18 protein-coding genes and 1 pseudogene are annotated in these 15,782 nt (G+C 62.8%); 10 read left to right on the forward strand and 9 right to left on the reverse strand.

The window, feature by feature from the left end:
- Window positions 1-174: 174 nt before the first annotated feature.
- From E8A46_RS04865 to E8A46_RS04890, 6 genes are all read right to left on the reverse strand, one after another.
- Window positions 175-957: a MetQ/NlpA family ABC transporter substrate-binding protein gene (locus tag E8A46_RS04865; RefSeq protein ID WP_291558210.1), complete on the reverse strand. Its 783-nt coding sequence runs from the start codon at window positions 955-957 to the stop codon at window positions 175-177.
- 34 nt (window positions 958-991) lie between these two features.
- Window positions 992-1,654, reverse strand: coding sequence for a methionine ABC transporter permease (locus E8A46_RS04870; RefSeq protein WP_291558212.1), 663 nt, complete (start codon window positions 1,652-1,654; stop codon window positions 992-994).
- Window positions 1,644-2,717, reverse strand: a complete 1,074-nt coding sequence (locus E8A46_RS04875; protein ID WP_291558213.1) for a methionine ABC transporter ATP-binding protein — start codon at window positions 2,715-2,717, stop codon at window positions 1,644-1,646. The genes E8A46_RS04870 and E8A46_RS04875 overlap by 11 nt, the downstream gene beginning before the upstream one ends.
- Before the next feature lie 157 nt (window positions 2,718-2,874).
- Window positions 2,875-3,030, reverse strand: coding sequence for a hypothetical protein (locus E8A46_RS04880; RefSeq protein WP_291558216.1), 156 nt, complete (start codon window positions 3,028-3,030; stop codon window positions 2,875-2,877).
- Between the two features lie 13 nt (window positions 3,031-3,043).
- Window positions 3,044-4,516 carry a putative sulfate exporter family transporter gene (locus tag E8A46_RS04885; protein ID WP_291558218.1) on the reverse strand — a complete coding sequence of 491 codons (1,473 nt, stop codon included), beginning with the start codon at window positions 4,514-4,516 and terminating at the stop codon, window positions 3,044-3,046.
- 254 nt (window positions 4,517-4,770) lie between these two features.
- Window positions 4,771-5,985: an LLM class flavin-dependent oxidoreductase gene (locus E8A46_RS04890; protein WP_291558220.1), complete on the reverse strand. Its 1,215-nt coding sequence runs from the start codon at window positions 5,983-5,985 to the stop codon at window positions 4,771-4,773.
- 190 nt (window positions 5,986-6,175) lie between these two features.
- Here E8A46_RS04890 and napE point away from each other — a divergent pair, with 190 nt between their 5' ends.
- The 10 genes from napE to E8A46_RS04940 all read left to right on the forward strand — a co-directional run bounded on the left by napE (window position 6,176) and on the right by E8A46_RS04940 (window position 13,952).
- Complete coding sequence (napE, locus tag E8A46_RS04895) at window positions 6,176-6,358, forward strand: periplasmic nitrate reductase, NapE protein (RefSeq protein ID WP_291558223.1); 183 nt, start codon at window positions 6,176-6,178, stop codon at window positions 6,356-6,358.
- Between the two features lie 25 nt (window positions 6,359-6,383).
- Window positions 6,384-6,704 (forward strand): chaperone NapD, encoded by a 321-nt coding sequence (locus E8A46_RS04900; protein WP_291558225.1) that lies wholly within the window; start codon window positions 6,384-6,386, stop codon window positions 6,702-6,704.
- A 30-nt stretch (window positions 6,705-6,734) separates the two neighbouring features.
- Window positions 6,735-9,239, forward strand: a complete 2,505-nt coding sequence (napA, locus tag E8A46_RS04905; RefSeq protein WP_291558226.1) for a nitrate reductase catalytic subunit NapA — start codon at window positions 6,735-6,737, stop codon at window positions 9,237-9,239.
- A 5-nt stretch (window positions 9,240-9,244) separates the two neighbouring features.
- On the forward strand, window positions 9,245-9,715 hold the full coding sequence (locus E8A46_RS04910) for a nitrate reductase cytochrome c-type subunit (protein WP_291558228.1): 471 nt from the start codon (window positions 9,245-9,247) through the stop codon (window positions 9,713-9,715).
- On the forward strand, window positions 9,712-10,350 hold the full coding sequence (locus E8A46_RS04915) for a NapC/NirT family cytochrome c (RefSeq protein WP_291558230.1): 639 nt from the start codon (window positions 9,712-9,714) through the stop codon (window positions 10,348-10,350). Before E8A46_RS04910 ends, E8A46_RS04915 begins: the two co-directional genes overlap by 4 nt.
- Before the next feature lie 102 nt (window positions 10,351-10,452).
- Window positions 10,453-11,562, forward strand: coding sequence for an ATP-dependent RecD-like DNA helicase (locus E8A46_RS04920; protein WP_291558232.1), 1,110 nt, complete (start codon window positions 10,453-10,455; stop codon window positions 11,560-11,562).
- 365 nt (window positions 11,563-11,927) lie between these two features.
- Complete coding sequence (gene msrA / locus E8A46_RS04925; RefSeq protein ID WP_291558233.1) at window positions 11,928-12,644, forward strand: peptide-methionine (S)-S-oxide reductase MsrA; 717 nt, start codon at window positions 11,928-11,930, stop codon at window positions 12,642-12,644.
- A gap of 26 nt (window positions 12,645-12,670) precedes the next feature.
- Window positions 12,671-13,081 (forward strand): peptide-methionine (R)-S-oxide reductase MsrB, encoded by a 411-nt coding sequence (gene msrB / locus E8A46_RS04930; RefSeq protein ID WP_291558235.1) that lies wholly within the window; start codon window positions 12,671-12,673, stop codon window positions 13,079-13,081.
- A gap of 192 nt (window positions 13,082-13,273) precedes the next feature.
- Window positions 13,274-13,438: a DUF3309 family protein gene (locus tag E8A46_RS04935; protein ID WP_291558237.1), complete on the forward strand. Its 165-nt coding sequence runs from the start codon at window positions 13,274-13,276 to the stop codon at window positions 13,436-13,438.
- 217 nt (window positions 13,439-13,655) lie between these two features.
- On the forward strand, window positions 13,656-13,952 hold the full coding sequence (locus tag E8A46_RS04940) for a hypothetical protein (protein ID WP_291558239.1): 297 nt from the start codon (window positions 13,656-13,658) through the stop codon (window positions 13,950-13,952).
- A 123-nt stretch (window positions 13,953-14,075) separates the two neighbouring features.
- Here the strand turns inward: E8A46_RS04940 and E8A46_RS04945 are convergent, their stop codons facing one another.
- From E8A46_RS04945 to E8A46_RS04955, 3 genes and pseudogenes are all read right to left on the reverse strand, one after another.
- Entirely contained in the window at window positions 14,076-14,603 is a 528-nt protein-coding gene (locus tag E8A46_RS04945; RefSeq protein WP_291558243.1) for a DUF4112 domain-containing protein, read from the reverse strand.
- Window positions 14,604-14,663: 60 nt separating this feature from the next.
- Window positions 14,664-15,080: a DUF5413 family protein gene (locus tag E8A46_RS04950; protein ID WP_291558241.1), complete on the reverse strand. Its 417-nt coding sequence runs from the start codon at window positions 15,078-15,080 to the stop codon at window positions 14,664-14,666.
- Window positions 15,081-15,209: 129 nt separating this feature from the next.
- Window positions 15,210-15,782: pseudogene (locus E8A46_RS04955) on the reverse strand (hypothetical protein); the annotation flags it as partial.

A 15,782-nucleotide genomic window follows, 5' to 3' on the forward strand; every position in this document is an offset into this window, starting at 1 on the left:
TGATGTTCGAGCGGCCCGACGAACTGCTCGCCGCGTTGATCGGCTAGAGCAAGATCGATTCCGATTGAATCAGAACCGACGCTCTAGTCTTTTTTTTACGCGTTTTCTTCACGCGAACCGGTATCCACTTCGCTCGAAAACGCTATAGGCGCCTGGCGGCAAACAGGCGAACACTCACCAGGCCGGCAGCACGGCGCCCTTGAACTTCGCAAGCACGAAGTCGCGGATCTCCGGCGTCTGGTAGCTCTGGACCAGAAGCTTGACCCAGGGCTTGTCCTTGTCGGCGCTGCGCACCACGAGGATATTGACGTAAGGTCCCTTGGGATCTTCGCGAAGGATCGCATCCTTGACCGGATCGAGACCCGCCTGCGTGGCATAATTGGTGTTGATGCCGGCGGCATCGACGTCGTCTAGCGTGCGCGCGGTCTGCGCCGCGTCCACTTCGACGATCTTGAACTTCCTGGGATTGTCGACGATATCGGCAACCGTCGGCTTGAACCCGACGCCCGGCTTGAGCTTCAACACGCCCTTGTCTTGCAGCAGCAGCAGCACGCGACCGCCATTGGTCGGATCGTTGGGTATCGACAGCGTGGCGCCTTGCGGCACCGCATCCCAGCTCTTGTATTTCTTCGAGTAGACCCCCATCGGAAAATTCACGGTGAAGCCGACGGTGTCGATTTTGTATCCGCGGTCCGCCTTCTGGTTGTCGAGATAGGGCTGGTTCTGGAACGAATTGGCCTGCAGGTCGCCGGCGTCCAGCGCGGCATTGGGGACCACGTAGTCGGTGAATTCGATGATCTGGATATCGAGACCGTTCTTGGCGGCGATTGGCTTGACGGCTTCGAGGATCTGGGCGTGGGGGCCGGGGGTGACGCCGACCTTGATGGTTTCGGCGCGGGCCGCGCCAGCAACGACCGCCATGACAGCGGCTGAGATCACGAGATGGCGCAGCGACATGATATTTCCGTTTCCTGTGAGTGGGTCTGATTCATCAATTCCGGGTGCGCTTGTCGAGCCGTCGCGCGATCGCTTCGCCCAGGGTTTGCACGCCCTGCACCAGCGCAATCAGCACCAGCACCACGGTCGCCATGACTTCCGGCATGAAGCGCTGGTAACCGTAGCGAATGCCGAGATCGCCCAACCCACCGCCGCCGACTGCGCCCACCATGGCCGAATAGCCGAGCAGGCTGACGACGGTCAGCGTCAATGCCAGCGTGACCGCCGGCATCGCTTCCGGCAACAGCACCTTCTGCACGATCTGCAGGGGACTGGCGCCGAACGCGCGGGCGGCCTCCACCAGTCCCTGATCGACCTCGCGGATGGCGGCCTCGATGACGCGGGCGATAAAGGGAATGGCGGCAATGGTCAAAGGCACCACCGCCGCGCGGGTGCCGATCGACGTACCCGCGATCAACCGGGTCAGCGGAACAATGGCGACGACGAGAATGATAAAGGGCGTAGAGCGCGTCGCATTGACGATCAGGCCGAGAATGCGATTGGCCGCCGGCGCCGGAAACAGCTCATTGGCCCGACTCGTCGCCAGGAAGATACCGAGCGGGAGTCCCAACAGCGTGCCGAACAGGCCGGATAGTCCCACCATCACCAGGGTATCGACGGTCGACCAGACAACGAGCTGGAATATCTCAGGAGACATAGCCGAGGTGCTCCACGCTGTTCTGGCCCGCCCGCAATTCTCCGATGATCCCGCGCAACATCTCCGGTTCGGCCGACACCGAGATGAACAGCGACCCGAAGGGATGATCCGCTATCGTCTCCACCTGGCCATGCAGGATGTTGACATCGACGCCAAGGGTTCGCGCCAGGCGCGACAGCACCGGCTGGTTGGCGTCTCCGCCGACAAACGCGACGTGCAATACCGCGCTGTCGCCGTCGCGGCGCTCAGGTCTCAGCTTCGCAGCCAGCCATTCCGGCACATTGCCGCCGGTGATGGAGCCGACAAATCGCCGCGTCGTCTCGTGGCAGGGGTGAGCGAATATTTCATAGGTCGTTCCCTGCTCGACGATGCGTCCGCTTTCGAGCACGGCGACCCGGTCGGCGAGCTTTTTGACGACCGACATCTCGTGGGTGATGAATACGATGGTCAGCTTCAGCTCGGCATTGATCGTCTTCAACAGCGACAGGATCTGGTCGGTGGTTTCCGGATCGAGCGCGGAGGTGGCCTCGTCCGACAGCAGGACCTTCGGTCTGGTGGCGAGCGCGCGGGCGATCCCGACGCGCTGCTTCTGCCCGCCGGACAATTCCGCCGGGTACCGGTCGCGCTTGTCGGACAGTCCAACCATCGCCAGCAGCGGTTCGACCACGCCCGCTATCTCGCTTTTGGCGACACCGGCAATCTCCAGCGGCAGCGCGATGTTCTCGAACGCCGTTCGGGACGACAGCAAATTGAAATGCTGGAAGATCATGCCGATGGAACGGCGGGCCTGACGCAAGCCCCGTTCGTCAAGCCCGGTCACATCGGTTCCGTTGACCAGCACGTGACCGCTGCTTGGATGCTCCAGACCGTTGATCAGGCGGATCAGCGTCGATTTGCCGGCGCCGCTCTTGCCGATCACCCCGACAATGGCGCCCTCAGGCACCTCCAGACAAATGTCATCGAGCGCCACCACCCGCGCCGATTCATTTCGCGAAGGATAAACCTTGCTGACATTGGCGAACGCAATGATGGGGCGAGTTTGCGCCTCGCTCGGCCGCGGCACGGGCGCTCCGGACTGGAGGGGAAATCGAGCGTTCATAAAAGGCTAATTCGACGTGGATGGGAAGATCAAGCCGGCAAATAGCCAGACAGAGGCCGACAAAGCAACCGCGCTCGCGCGGCGCCCCCGCCGGCTCTCCCCGGCAGATCCGGGTTTGCCGCTAAAATTTGATCGGGACGAAATGATTGACGGCGATCAGCACCGCCAGCAACCCGATACCTAGCCCGAGACTCCAGCCGATCAGCTTCTTCTCGATCGGCAGCAGCGGCTCGACTTCGGCGGCATTGATTTCCTTCTCGAGATCGGATTGCGACATGCGGTTTTCCTTATTAGCTGACGAGCGGCGGCTTGAAGCCGCTGAAGAACAGCCATGAAATCAAGAGCCCGACCCAGATCACAAAGCCGAACAGGCTGACGAAATAGACCGCCGCGAGCTTGCCAAAACCCTGCTGCCACAGTTTCCGGAAATCCGACATCACGCCGATCGAAAAGAACGTCAGGACGAAGAAGATTACCCGGAACACATTCGCCTCGCCGGCTGCGGCCGGAAGCGCTTTGGCGATCTGCGGCGTCGAACCGACCGCGAGCCACAGCGACACCACAAAGACGAGGATGAAACCGAGAATGAATTTCGGGAATCGCTGCCAGATTTCCGACGGCTTTGCCTTGTCCGGCCCCTTGTCGATGTGGTTGGTCCAGATGTAGCCGAGAATGAACGCCCAGATGCCGATGAAGATATCGATGAAGATCTTGACCGTCGCCGTGGTCGCGAGAATCCAGCCCGGCTGATAGTTGATGCCTTCCGCCGCGTTCTTCGCCATGATCAGCGACTCGGTGATGCCGCCGCCGGCGACCGCCGCGCCGTCGGTCTTGATCGCCAAACCGATCCAGGCGCCCGCCACCAGCGGTTCCTGCCACAGGAAGGTTTGCGCCAGAAACGGCAGAATCAGAACCTCGACGACCGCGAACACGACCACCAGCGATGACACCAGGATCGGCACCGCCGGCCTTGCTCTGATGGCGCCGCCGGTGGCGATCGCCGCCGCCACGCCGCAAATCGAGATGCCGGATGCAAGGGGGACCGACCATTCCCGGCTGAAGCCGAACCATTTGCGCGCGATGTAATAGATCACGGCCCAGTAGATCAGATAGGCCTCGACGATCGCGGCCGCACCCCGCAACAACAGCGAGGATGCAAGGTTCAACCGGCCCGCCGCGGTGACCGCGACGGTGGCGCCGAGAATCACGATCGCGATCTTGATGTAGAGCTCGGGCCGGATCGCCTCCTTCAGCCATTCGGCGAAGCGGGGAAAGAAATTGGCGATCACCAGTCCCGCAAGCAGCGCCACGATGAAGCCGCCCTCATTGGTCAGCTTCAGCGACCAGGAGAGCCCGAATTTCTGCTGCTCGGCCGGCGTCACCGCGGCGACATAGGCGTAGCTGCCGAAAATCCAGCTCGCATAGGCGATCGCGAACACCACCGTGAATGCCAGCGCAAATTTCCTGACATCCGCGCCGAGGGTGGCCACCCCGGCGCTCAGCACAACAAGCAAGGCGGCGTAGGTCGCGAGCAGCGCGCCGCCGCCCCCGAGCCACGCATAGGCCTTGGCAAAGGGATTCAGGGCCTGCGCAATGTCGGTATAAACCGAGGTGGTGACCGCCCAGCCCAAAAGGTCGGTGCCGCCGATGCTGACCAGCGCCGATCCGAACACCAACAGACCAATGACGACGGCGAGCCAGTCCTCGTTCAGCCGCGCGCGCAACGTGATGGGTTCCGAGACCTTGACCGCGATATCCGACATTGCACTTCCTTAGGGTCGCACTTCCTTAGGGCCGCGCCCCGAACAGAGGGTTCCGCGCCCGATTCAAACCATTTCAAGGATGATTCTAGCTCAGGAGCACGGCGCCCGCGACGGATATCGGGGGATCCGGCAAAAATAGCGATATCCGGCCTGCCGCATCGGCGGCGGACGCAGCGTTTGTTCCAATGATTCGATCAATCGCAGCTTAATTCTTTCCACTGACGGCGGTGGGCTCCCGCGCCAGGAGAAAGCCGCTATTCCGCCGCCGCGGCCGCAGACCTCGCCGGCGCGACCTCGGCCGCCAGTTTGCCGTAGCGATCCGTGAATGCTTCGGTGTCGATCTCCTCGAGCTGGATCGCGCCGCTCATGACGCCCGCCTTCCAGGCCTCGTGTTCGGGGTCCTCGCGGAATTCCGGCATCACCTCGCGCGCGAACAGCTCAAGCGACTCGCAGATGTGCTCGTGACTGTTCTTGCCGGCCTGGTTGAGCAGGATGACCTGGTCGATGTGGGAGGTACGGAACCGCCGCAACTTCCTGGCGATGGTTTCGGGCGAGCCGATCAGGCCGCTGCGCAGCGCCGCCTCCTGCGCTTGCGGATTGTCGCGTTTCCATTTGTTGTATTCGTCCCACATATTGACGGCACCGGGCGCCGGACGCTGGCGGTTCTGCGAGGCGCCGTAAAAGCGCAGCGCGAACTGGAAAAAGGTGGCGCCGTCGGCGCGTGCCCTCGCCTCCTCGTCGGTCTTGGCGCACATGAAGAACGACACCAGCGCCATGTTCGGATTGATCTCGTAGTCCGCGAGCTTCTTCAGTCGTTTGGTGATCGCGTTGTAGTAGGCATGGACCCAGGCATGCGCCGCATCCGCGCTGACGAACTGGAAGCCGAGCGCGCCAAATCCATTCTGGCCCGCGCGCTCGATGGTCGGAAGCTGCGAGCATGCCATCCACAGCGGCGGGTGCGGCTTCTGGACGGGTTTCGGCACCACATTGCGCAGGGGAATATCGAAATACTTGCCGTGATGCTCGCTGCCGCCCTCCCTGAACATCGGAAAAATGGCGCGGACGGCCTCCTCGAACACTTCCTTCTTGGTCTCCATGTCGCGGCCGAACGGCACGAGTTCGGTGATCGAGGCGCTCTCGCCCATGCCGAATTCGACCCGGCCATTGCTGAGGAGGTCGAGCACCGCGACGCGCTCGGCGACGCGCGCAGGATGATTGGTGGTGAGCTGGAAAATGCCATGGCCGAGCCGGATATTCCTGGTGCGCTGGCTGGCGGCGGCGAGAAAGGATTCCGGCGACGGCGAGTGCGAATATTCCTCCAGGAAATGATGCTCCACCACCCAGGCGTGGTCATAGCCAAGCCGGTCGGCGGTCTCCAGTTGCGTCAGCGCGTCCTGATAAAGCCTGAGCTCATCGCCGGCCTGCCACGGGCGCGGCAGCTGCAGCTCATAGAAGATGCCAAACTTCATGACGTCTCTCCCGCGACCCAGCTTGTTGTTTTCCCGCAGTGTATTCGCGGCAAAGACCAAGTCCAGCCTCGGACCATCCTCCCCGTGTTTTGATCCAGATCAACGCCGCGGCCGATTCGGCGCTTATTGATATTGCAGGCAACGGCCCTGACGCCGTCCAATTCCGAAATTCGAAACAATGAGACACAGCATGTCCGCCGCTGGCGACGACACGCATGGACGACCGCGCCGCAGGCGCATGGAGATCTTTGCGTTTCTCTTTCTGACCGCGGTGCTGATGCCGGCCTTGGCGATTGCGGCTGTCGGCAGCTACGGCCTCGCCGTGTGGGTCTATCAGATCGCAGCCGGTCCTCCCGGCCCTCCCGCGCGCTGAACACCCCCCTTCAAGGACTACCGCCATGACCCAACCTCGCACCGCAATCGATCGCCGGGCCCTGATAACGGGGCGCCTGCCCAGGGTGGACCGCGTGGTCGCACCGCCGGGTGGAGAAATCGCCAGCATTCTGGTGCAGGCGCGGCCGGAGCGTCTCGCCGCCGTGGAAAGCGCCATCCTGGCGCTGCATGGATGCGAGATTTACGGCCGCGACCCCAAGGGCAAGCTGGTCGTCGTGGTCGATGCGGCGGATGCCGGCGCACTGGGAACGACGCTCAACACCATCGCGCTGCTTGCCGACGTCTATTCCGCCTCCCTGGTCTTTCACGCCATAGACGCCGGTTAGAGCAACACGAAATCCGTCGGGAGAATTCCAATGACCGCATCCAAGCTCGACCGTCGCCAGGTTCTCAAGCTGGAGGCTGCCGCGATGGCGGCGCTGGCCGGGGGCATGCCGGCGGTGGCCGGCGCCGCCAACCTCGTCACCGAGCGCGAAGTCAGCGAGTTGAAATGGGACAAGGCGGCATGCCGGTTCTGCGGCACCGGCTGCAGCGTCATGGTGGCGACCAAGGAAAACCGCGTGGTGGCGACCCATGGCGACATCAAGTCCGAGGTCAATCGCGGCCTCAATTGCGTGAAGGGCTATTTTCTTTCCAAAATCATGTACGGCCACGACCGCCTCACCCGGCCGATGCTGCGCAAGACGGGCGGCAAATACGACAAGAACGGCGAGTTCACGCCGGTCAGCTGGGACGAAGCCTTCGACGTCATGGCCGAGAAATTCAAGGCCGCGCTGAAGAAGCGCGGACCCAGCGGGGTCGGCATGTTCGGATCCGGCCAATGGACCATCTGGGAGGGCTACGCCGCGCTCAAGCTGATGAAGGCCGGCTTTCGCACCAACAACATCGATCCGAATGCCCGCCACTGCATGGCCTCGGCCGCCGCGGGCTTCATGCGCACGTTCGGCATCGACGAGCCGATGGGCTGCTACGACGACATCGAAGCCGCCGACGCCTTCGTGCTGTGGGGCTCCAACATGGCGGAGATGCACCCGATCCTGTGGACCCGGGTGGCCGATCGCCGCCTCAGCGCGCCGCATGTGCGGGTCGCGGTGCTCTCGACCTTCGAGCACCGCTCGTTCGATCTTGCCGATATCGGCATGGTGTTCAAGCCGCAGACCGACCTCTACCTCCTCAACGCGATTGCCAACCACATCATCCGGACCGGTCGGGTCAACAAGGATTTCGTCGCGGCCCACACTGTGTTCAAGCGCGGCCAGACCGACATCGGTTACGGCCTTCGTCCCGAGCACCCCCTGCAAAAGAAGGCCACCGGCGCCGCCAAGGCCAACGACGCGACCGACATGAGTTTCGACGAATATGCCAAGTTCGTGGCCGACTACACGCTCGAGCAGGCAGCCGAGATGTCCGGCGTGCCACTCAACCGCGTCGAGGCGCTGGCCGAACTCTATGCGGACCCGAAGATCAAGGTGACCAGCTTCTGGACCATGGGATTCAACCAGCACACCCGCGGCGTCTGGTGCAACAATCTCGTCTACAACATCCATCTGTTGACCGGCAAAATCTCCTCGCCCGGCAACAGTCCGTTCTCGCTCACCGGCCAGCCTTCCGCCTGCGGCACCGCGCGCGAGGTCGGCACGTTCACGCATCGGTTGCCCGCCGACATGGTGGTGACCAACAAGGCGCACCGCGACAAGGCTGAACAGATCTGGAAGCTTCCCGAAGGCACCATTCCCGACAAGCCCGGCTACCACGCGGTGCTGCAGAACCGGATGCTGAAGGACGGTCTGCTCAACGCCTATTGGGTGCAGGTCAACAACAACCTGCAGGCCGGCGCCAATTCCAACGAAGAGACCTATCTCGGCTATCGCAACCCCGAGAATTTCATCGTCGTCTCCGACGCCTATCCCTCGGTGACGGCACTCGCCGCCGACCTCATCCTGCCGACCGCGATGTGGGTGGAGAAGGAAGGCGCCTACGGCAACGCCGAGCGGCGCACCCAGTTCTGGCATCAATTGGTCCCCGCCCCCGGCGAGTCGCGATCGGATCTGTGGCAGCTGATGGAGTTTTCCAGGCGCTTCAAGATCGAGGAAGTCTGGCCCGAGGAACTGCTGTCGAAGAAACCCGAATACCGGGGCAAGACGTTGTTCGACGTGCTCTACAGGAACGGGCAGGTCGACCAGTTCCCGCTGTCCGACATCGAAGCCGGCTATGCCAACGACGAATCCAAGGCATTCGGCTTTTACGTGCATAAAGGTCTGTTCGAGGAATATGCCTCGTTCGGGCGCGGCCACGGCCACGACCTCGCGCCGTTCGAAACCTATCATCGCGAACGCGGGTTGCGCTGGCCTGTCGTGAACGGCCAGGAAACCAAATGGCGCTTCCGCGAGGGCGCGGACCCCTACGTCAAGCAGGGCGCCGAAATTCAATTTTACGGATTCCCCGACGGCAAGGCGCGCATTTTCGCACTTCCCTATGAGCCGCCCGCGGAATCGCCCGACGCCGAATACCCGTTCTGGCTGTCGACCGGCCGCGTGCTGGAGCACTGGCACTCCGGCACCATGACGCGGCGCGTCCCCGAACTCTACAAGGCGTTTCCGGAAGCCGTGTGCTTCATGCATCCCGATGACGCGGCCGAACTCAAGCTGCGGCGCGGCGACGAGATCAGGGTGCAGTCGCGCCGTGGCTTTATCCGCACCAGGGTCGAAACCCGCGGCCGCAACAAGACCCCGCGCGGGCTGGTGTTCGTGCCGTGGTTCGACGAGGCGCAGCTCATCAACAAGGTGACGCTGGACGCCACCGATCCGATTTCGCTGCAGACCGATTACAAGAAATGCGCCGTGCGCATCGAGAAGGTGTGAGAGCGATGGTTCGAAAACCGGTCATCCTGCTACTTGCGATCCTTGCGATCGCGGCCTCCCTCCCCGCGTCGGCCCAGACGGTCAGTTCGGCGCTGCGCGGCGCTACTCCGCTCAACGAGGAGGGCCCCGCCGCGCCGATGACGCCGATGCGTAATACCGCGGAACGGGAAATCCGCAACTATCCCGAACAGCCGCCGGTGATCCCGCACTCGATCGACGGCTATCAGATCGACATCAACGGCAACAAATGCCTGTCCTGTCATGCAAGGGCACGCATCGCTGAATCGGGGGCGCCGATGGTCAGCATTACCCATTTCATGGACCGCGACGGCCAGTTCCTCGCCTCGGTGTCACCGCGCCGCTTCTTCTGCACCGAATGCCACGTTCCGCAAAATCTGATCACCCCTCCGGTCACGAATGATTTCGTCGACATCGACACCATGCTGAGCCGCGCCAGCCCGGGTGGACGGCGATGAGCACGGCGGAACCGGCGGCGCCGCGCTCGTCACGGCTGGCACGGGCATGGCGGTTCGTCCTCGAATTATGGGACGTGCTGCTGCGGCCGAGCTCGGTGTTCGGACTTGGGGTGCTGGTGCTCGCGGGGTTCGTTGCCGGCGTGATTTTCTGGGGTGGGTTCAACACTACGCTGGAACTGACCAACAGCGAGAAGTTCTGCACCGGCTGTCACGAGATGCGCGACAACGTGTTCGCGGAACTGAAATCGACCATTCACTTCTCCAATCGCTCCGGCGTCCGCGCCAGCTGCCCGGATTGTCACGTTCCGCACAACTGGACCGACAAGATCGCGCGCAAGATGCAGGCTTCCAAGGAAGTCTGGGGCCATCTGTTCGGCAGCATCAACAGCCGCGAGAAATTCGTCGATCACCGGCTCGAACTGGCGTTGCACGAATGGGCGCGATTCAAGGCCAATGATTCGCTGGAGTGCCGCAACTGCCACAGCGCCGAGTCGATGGACATCACCAAGCAGTCGCCGCGCGCCTCGGTGGCCCATCAGCGCTTCCTGTTCACGGGCGAGAAGACCTGCATCGATTGCCACAAGGGGATCGCCCACCACCTGCCGGATATGCGCGGCATTCCGGGCTGGCAATAACAGCCCGGTTCCGCGAGCCGGCTTGCACGAGGCGTATGAATGGTTAGTTTTGGGGCTCGTTGAGTCGTCGTTCAGCGCACGACCCTCCCCACCCGAGACCTCATGACCACCTTTACGCCGCACCAGGATTCCGCGCTGAAGGCCGTTGCCGACTGGCTCAAGGCCAAGCCCGGCAAGAATGGCACGCCCCCGGTGTTCCGGCTGTTCGGCTATGCCGGCACCGGCAAGACCACGCTGGCCCGCCACATCGCCGACGGCGTCGACGGCGAGGTGAAATTCGCCGCCTTCACCGGCAAGGCGGCGCTGGTGATGCGCAACAAGGGCTGCGACAACGCTTCCACCATCCACTCGCTGATCTACCGCGCCCGCGAATCCGGCGTCGAACAGCCGAGCTTCGAGCTGTGGGACGACGCGCCGGCCTCGAAAGCAAAGCTGATCGTGATCGACGAATGCTCGATGGTGGATGCCGAACTCGGCCGCGACCTGATGTCGTTCGATTGCCCGCTATTGGTGCTCGGCGATCCCGCGCAGCTGCCGCCGATCCAGGGCGGCGGTTTCTTCACCGATTGCGAGCCCGACGCGATGCTGACCGAAGTGCATCGGCAGGCCAAGAACGATCCGATCGTGCGGATGTCGATGGATATCCGCGAAGGCCGCGAGCTTGAAATCGGCCGCTACGGCGAAAGCGAAGTGGTGGCGCGCGCCGAGCTCGATCCCGACCGGGTGATGCGCGCCGACCAGGTGCTGGTCGGCCGCAACAACACCCGCCGCGCCTACAACATGCGGGTGCGGCAGAAGCAGAACATCGAGGATCCGTTGCCGGTCGCCGGCGACAAGCTGGTCTGCCTGCGCAACAACCGCAAGAAGGGTCTGTTCAACGGCGGATTGTGGCGGGTGAAGTCGCGCGCACAGTCGAAATCGAAGATCGTCACCATGCGGCTGTCGCCGGATGAGGACTTCGGCCACAAGGTGACGAAGGTTTCGGTGCGCGGCGACTGCTTCGGCGGCGCCATCGAGACCATCCCGTGGGAACAGCGCAAGCCCTATGACGAGTTCGACTATGGCTACGTGCTCACCGTGCACAAGTCGCAGGGCTCGCAATGGGACGACGTGGTGCTGTTCGACGAGAGCTTCGCCTTTCAGGACAGCCGCGCCCGCTGGCTCTACACCGGCATCACGCGGGCGGCGAAGCGGCTGAGCCTGGTGGTGTGAGGTAGCACGTCATTGCGAGCCAGCGGGTCGCGCGAATGCGCGCCCGATGACAGGCTCCGCGAAGCAATCCATGACACGGCAAAAAAGTGTGGATTGCTTCGTCGCTAACGCTCCTCGCAATGACGCCGGGTGTCACTTCCCCGCGACAAAATAGAAATCCTTCCGCCCCGGCGGCGAGCCACAGTCACGCATTCTTGCTGCAACAGCCCGCAAATGCACCGATTCTACTCACGAACTCGTGTGCATCGCGCGGTAACAATACCCGTTCCGCCGCGTATCTTGGGGGACCGGGCAGAGGGCCGATTGCGAACCGCCACTGCCGCTCTAGACTGACTTTCATCCGCTGAGCCCCAAGAGGAAACCCCATGTCCCGTATCCGATTCAGCCGCCTTTCGCGTTGCGCTGCCGCCGTCGGTGCGCTGGCGCTCACCGCGTTCACGGCCGCGCCCGCGCTGGCCGCCGAAGACGCGGTCATCGTCCCCGCGCCCGCCGTCGACGTTCGGGCCGCCAGCGGCACCCAGACCGCCGTGCTCGCGGGCGGTTGTTTCTGGGGCGTGCAGGGCGTGTTCCAGCACACCGCAGGCATAGTCAACGCGGTGTCGGGTTATGCCGGCGGCAGCAAGGCGACCGCCGACTACAACATGGTCTCCACCGGCACCACCGGCCATGCGGAATCCGTCGAGATCAAGTACGATCCGAGCAAGATCAGCTACGGCAAGATCCTGCAGATCTTCTTTTCGGTGGTGCACGATCCGACGCAGTTGAACCGCCAGGGACCGGACTCCGGCACGCAATACCGCTCGGCGATCTTCACCACCAGTGACGAGCAGAAGAAGGTCGCGGACGCCTATATCGCGCAGCTCAACGCTGCCAAGGTCTACAAGAAGCCGATCGTGACCAAGGTCGGACCGCTGGAGGGGTTTTATGCGGCGGAGGCCTATCATCAGGACTACCTGACGCTGCACCCGACCCAGCCCTATATTGCCTATAATGACATTCCGAAGGTCGAAAATCTGAAGAGGGTTTTTGCCGACAATTACATCGAGAAGCCGACGCTGGTGAGCGCAAAACTCACCAACTGACGGCGGAAATTGAGACAGGAGTTTCCATGCCCGACACCAAAACAATGCCGAAGGTCGAAAAGAGCGAGGCCGAGTGGCGCCGCGAACTGACGCCGATGCAATATGCGGTGCTGCGCGAGAAGGCGACCGAGCGGCCGTTCACGGGTGAATATGAGCGCGAGCACCGCCCCGGCGCCTACATCTGCGCCGGCTGCGGACAAACGCTGTTCGAATCCGACGCCAAGTTCGATTCCGGCTGCGGCTGGCCAAGTTTCACCCAGCCCGCGGTGGAGAGCCATGTCGCCGAGGAGCGCGATATCAGCCACGGCATGGTCCGCACCGAAGTGCTGTGCGCGAGCTGCCACGGCCATCTCGGCCACGTGTTCGAGGACGGCCCCGGCCCGACCGGATTGCGCTATTGCATCAACTCGGCGGCGCTGAAGCTGCAGCCGAAATAGGCCAAAGTGTCATTCTGGGATGGTGCGAAGCACCAGACCCGGAATCTCGGGATTCCGGGTTCGATGCTTTGCATCACCCCGGAATGACCCGGTCCGCCGGTTCCTTCTATGGAACCAAAGGCCGGGATATGCTGTTCTCTACGGGCGGGGTGGCGGATTTCCGTCCGCCGGCCGCCCGTTGGGGAGAACGCCATGTCGATCGGACTGATACTTATCATTCTCGTGATCATTTACCTGCTCGGCGGGTTCAGCGGCCGGTTTGGCGGTTATGGCTACGGCATGGGCCATTCCGGCATGGGCATTGGCGGCGTCATTTTGGTGGTGCTGATCATCCTGCTGCTGCTCGGCAAGCTGTAAGCCACGCAAGTCATTGTAAGTACAGGACTTATTCCTGATCCGGGGCCGCAATACGCGGATTCATCATCAGCCCCGGCAGGAGTCGCATTTCTCGCAAACGAGCCTATATTAGGGGCTGTCCTGAAATGACGTGCACCGGCGCCCGCTTGATTGCGCCCGTGCGACCTGTCCGCGATTTCCCTCGCGTTCTCACTAATAAGATCAGAGGTCCCTGACCATGGCTTCCTTCAGCTTCAACACTGCTGCCGAATTGTTTCCCGCCGCGATTCGCAAGAAAAAGCGCGCGGGTTTCGCCTATCGGCGATTTGGCACCGCGGCCGAAGCGGTGCGCTTCGCGATCGAGGAATTGCCGGCGGATTCGCTGAACGGCGCCTATCTGCAGGTCGAAGAGGCCCGCTTCGATCAGAGCGGCATCCGCACGCTGTATGAGAGCCAGGATTTTCCGCTGCAGCGCCGGCCGCGCGCGCCGGAGCCGGTGCCTGCCAGCGACAAGGCCGACACCGAGGCGGCGTAACTTCACGCACGAGACTATCAAGCCCTCGGATGAGATCCGAGGGCTTGCTGTTTCATACCATGCGTCTTGTTTTTTGCGCACGATCTTGCCGGAAAACCGCACCGCACTTTTCCGGATCATCCGCTAGCGCGGCTGCTTGTCCATCCAGCGCCGCAACAGCCGCACATTGCGGATGTTGGCGCGGAACAGGACGTCGAAGGCGTCGCCCGCGATCGGCACCATTCCGACCACGCCATCGACCGCGACATTGCCGAGCATCCGCGCGGTGACATGCCAGGGCGCGCCAAGCGCGCGCGCCTCGCGCACCAGCCACAACGAGAACGCGGTCGCAAACAGATCGCCGATCACCGGGATCAACCGGATGATGCCGTCGATGCCGTAACGGATGCTGGTGCCCGGCAGGATGAAGGCGATGTCGAGCAGCTTCGCCAGCGCTTCAATTCGCGCCAGCCGCTGCTCGCGGGTCAAATCGCCGAACGGGTTGGCGCTGGAATGGCCGAAATCGAACCGGAAGCGCTGGAACTGCTCGCCCAGGGTTTCGGGGCGGATTTCGCGCCCGTCCTGATCGATGATCGGGCCATGCGCCTTCCGCGGCGAACTGTCGCCGCCGAAACGGGTATCGCCGGGCCTGAGGATTTCTTCGTTCGACATCGCCATCACATGGGTAACGCGCAAGGCCAACGCAAGTTGCCTCGGCGAACGCTAGTTGCGTCACGCTGCCGCTGGCGCGTCGATCGCCTCATGCGCCAGCCATGACGAGACCGTCGCGGGGATAAAGCCGACCAGGCCGTAGAGCATGAACTGGGCGATGCCGCTGTCCGGCCCGCGCGAGCCATAGAGCAACTCCGCGGCCGCAAACGCGATCAGACCAACGATCAGCATGCGGATGACGGGGCCGATTCTCTTGACGTGAAACAGAATGTCATCCACCGCGCCGATCATCAGCGCCGGCAGGAAGCCAAACAGATAACTGTATTGCAGCGTGGTTGCGAACACCGCGAGCAGCTTTTCCGCCTCCGCCAGGCTCGGCGGATGGCTCCAGTAGCCGGACATCAGGGTGGTCGTCAGCAGCAGAAAAAACCCGCCGAGCAACGGCCCCAATGCTGCAAAGATCACATACCGCTTCATCCCGCACCTCGCGCGTTTTGATCCCGCACTGATAATGGCGAGAGAGCAGGCAGATTCACAGCACCGGCAAGGAATTTTCCATCGGAACGGGACTTGTCGGAAAGCCGGACGTAGGCGCTTTGCGTCCCCTTACTCGCCCCAGGCCGCGAAGGCGTCGTTGAAGGCGCGCTCGCCGGGAGCGCCCTTCTCGATGGCAATGATGGCGCGGCGCTGGTTGACATAGACCAGCGGCACGTCGAACCACGAGCGTTCCTTCAAGAGCTGCAGGTTGCGCGCGCGATCGGTATCGACGTTGGACAGGCCGACCAGGAAGAAGCCGTCGGTGACCTTGACGGCGAGGCCGGCGAGCGGCGTGCCGCGCGCCTGCTCGTTGGATTTCATCAGGATGCCCGGCACGTTGCTGACGCCGCCGCCGGCGAAATCCGGCGGCAGGATGAAGGTCAGTTCCGCGGTGTGGCTCGCCGGCAGCGAGGTGTCGGTGTTGCGTCGGAACGACATCGTCATCTTGAACTTGCGGTCGGGTATCTCGATGTCGGCGCGCACGGCGATATCCGCCTTCTGGTTGCCCGACGCCTTGATCTGCTCGGTGCGCCAGACCACCGAGCCGACATATTGCTTGCCCTTGGGATCGGCGGGGTCCTCGTCATACAGCACCACGCGCTGCGCCACCGGGGCGACCTGATCGCTCGACGATGGCTGGCC

The organism is Bradyrhizobium sp. (assembly GCF_004799445.1).
In the GTDB taxonomy this organism is placed as follows: domain Bacteria; phylum Pseudomonadota; class Alphaproteobacteria; order Rhizobiales; family Xanthobacteraceae; genus Bradyrhizobium.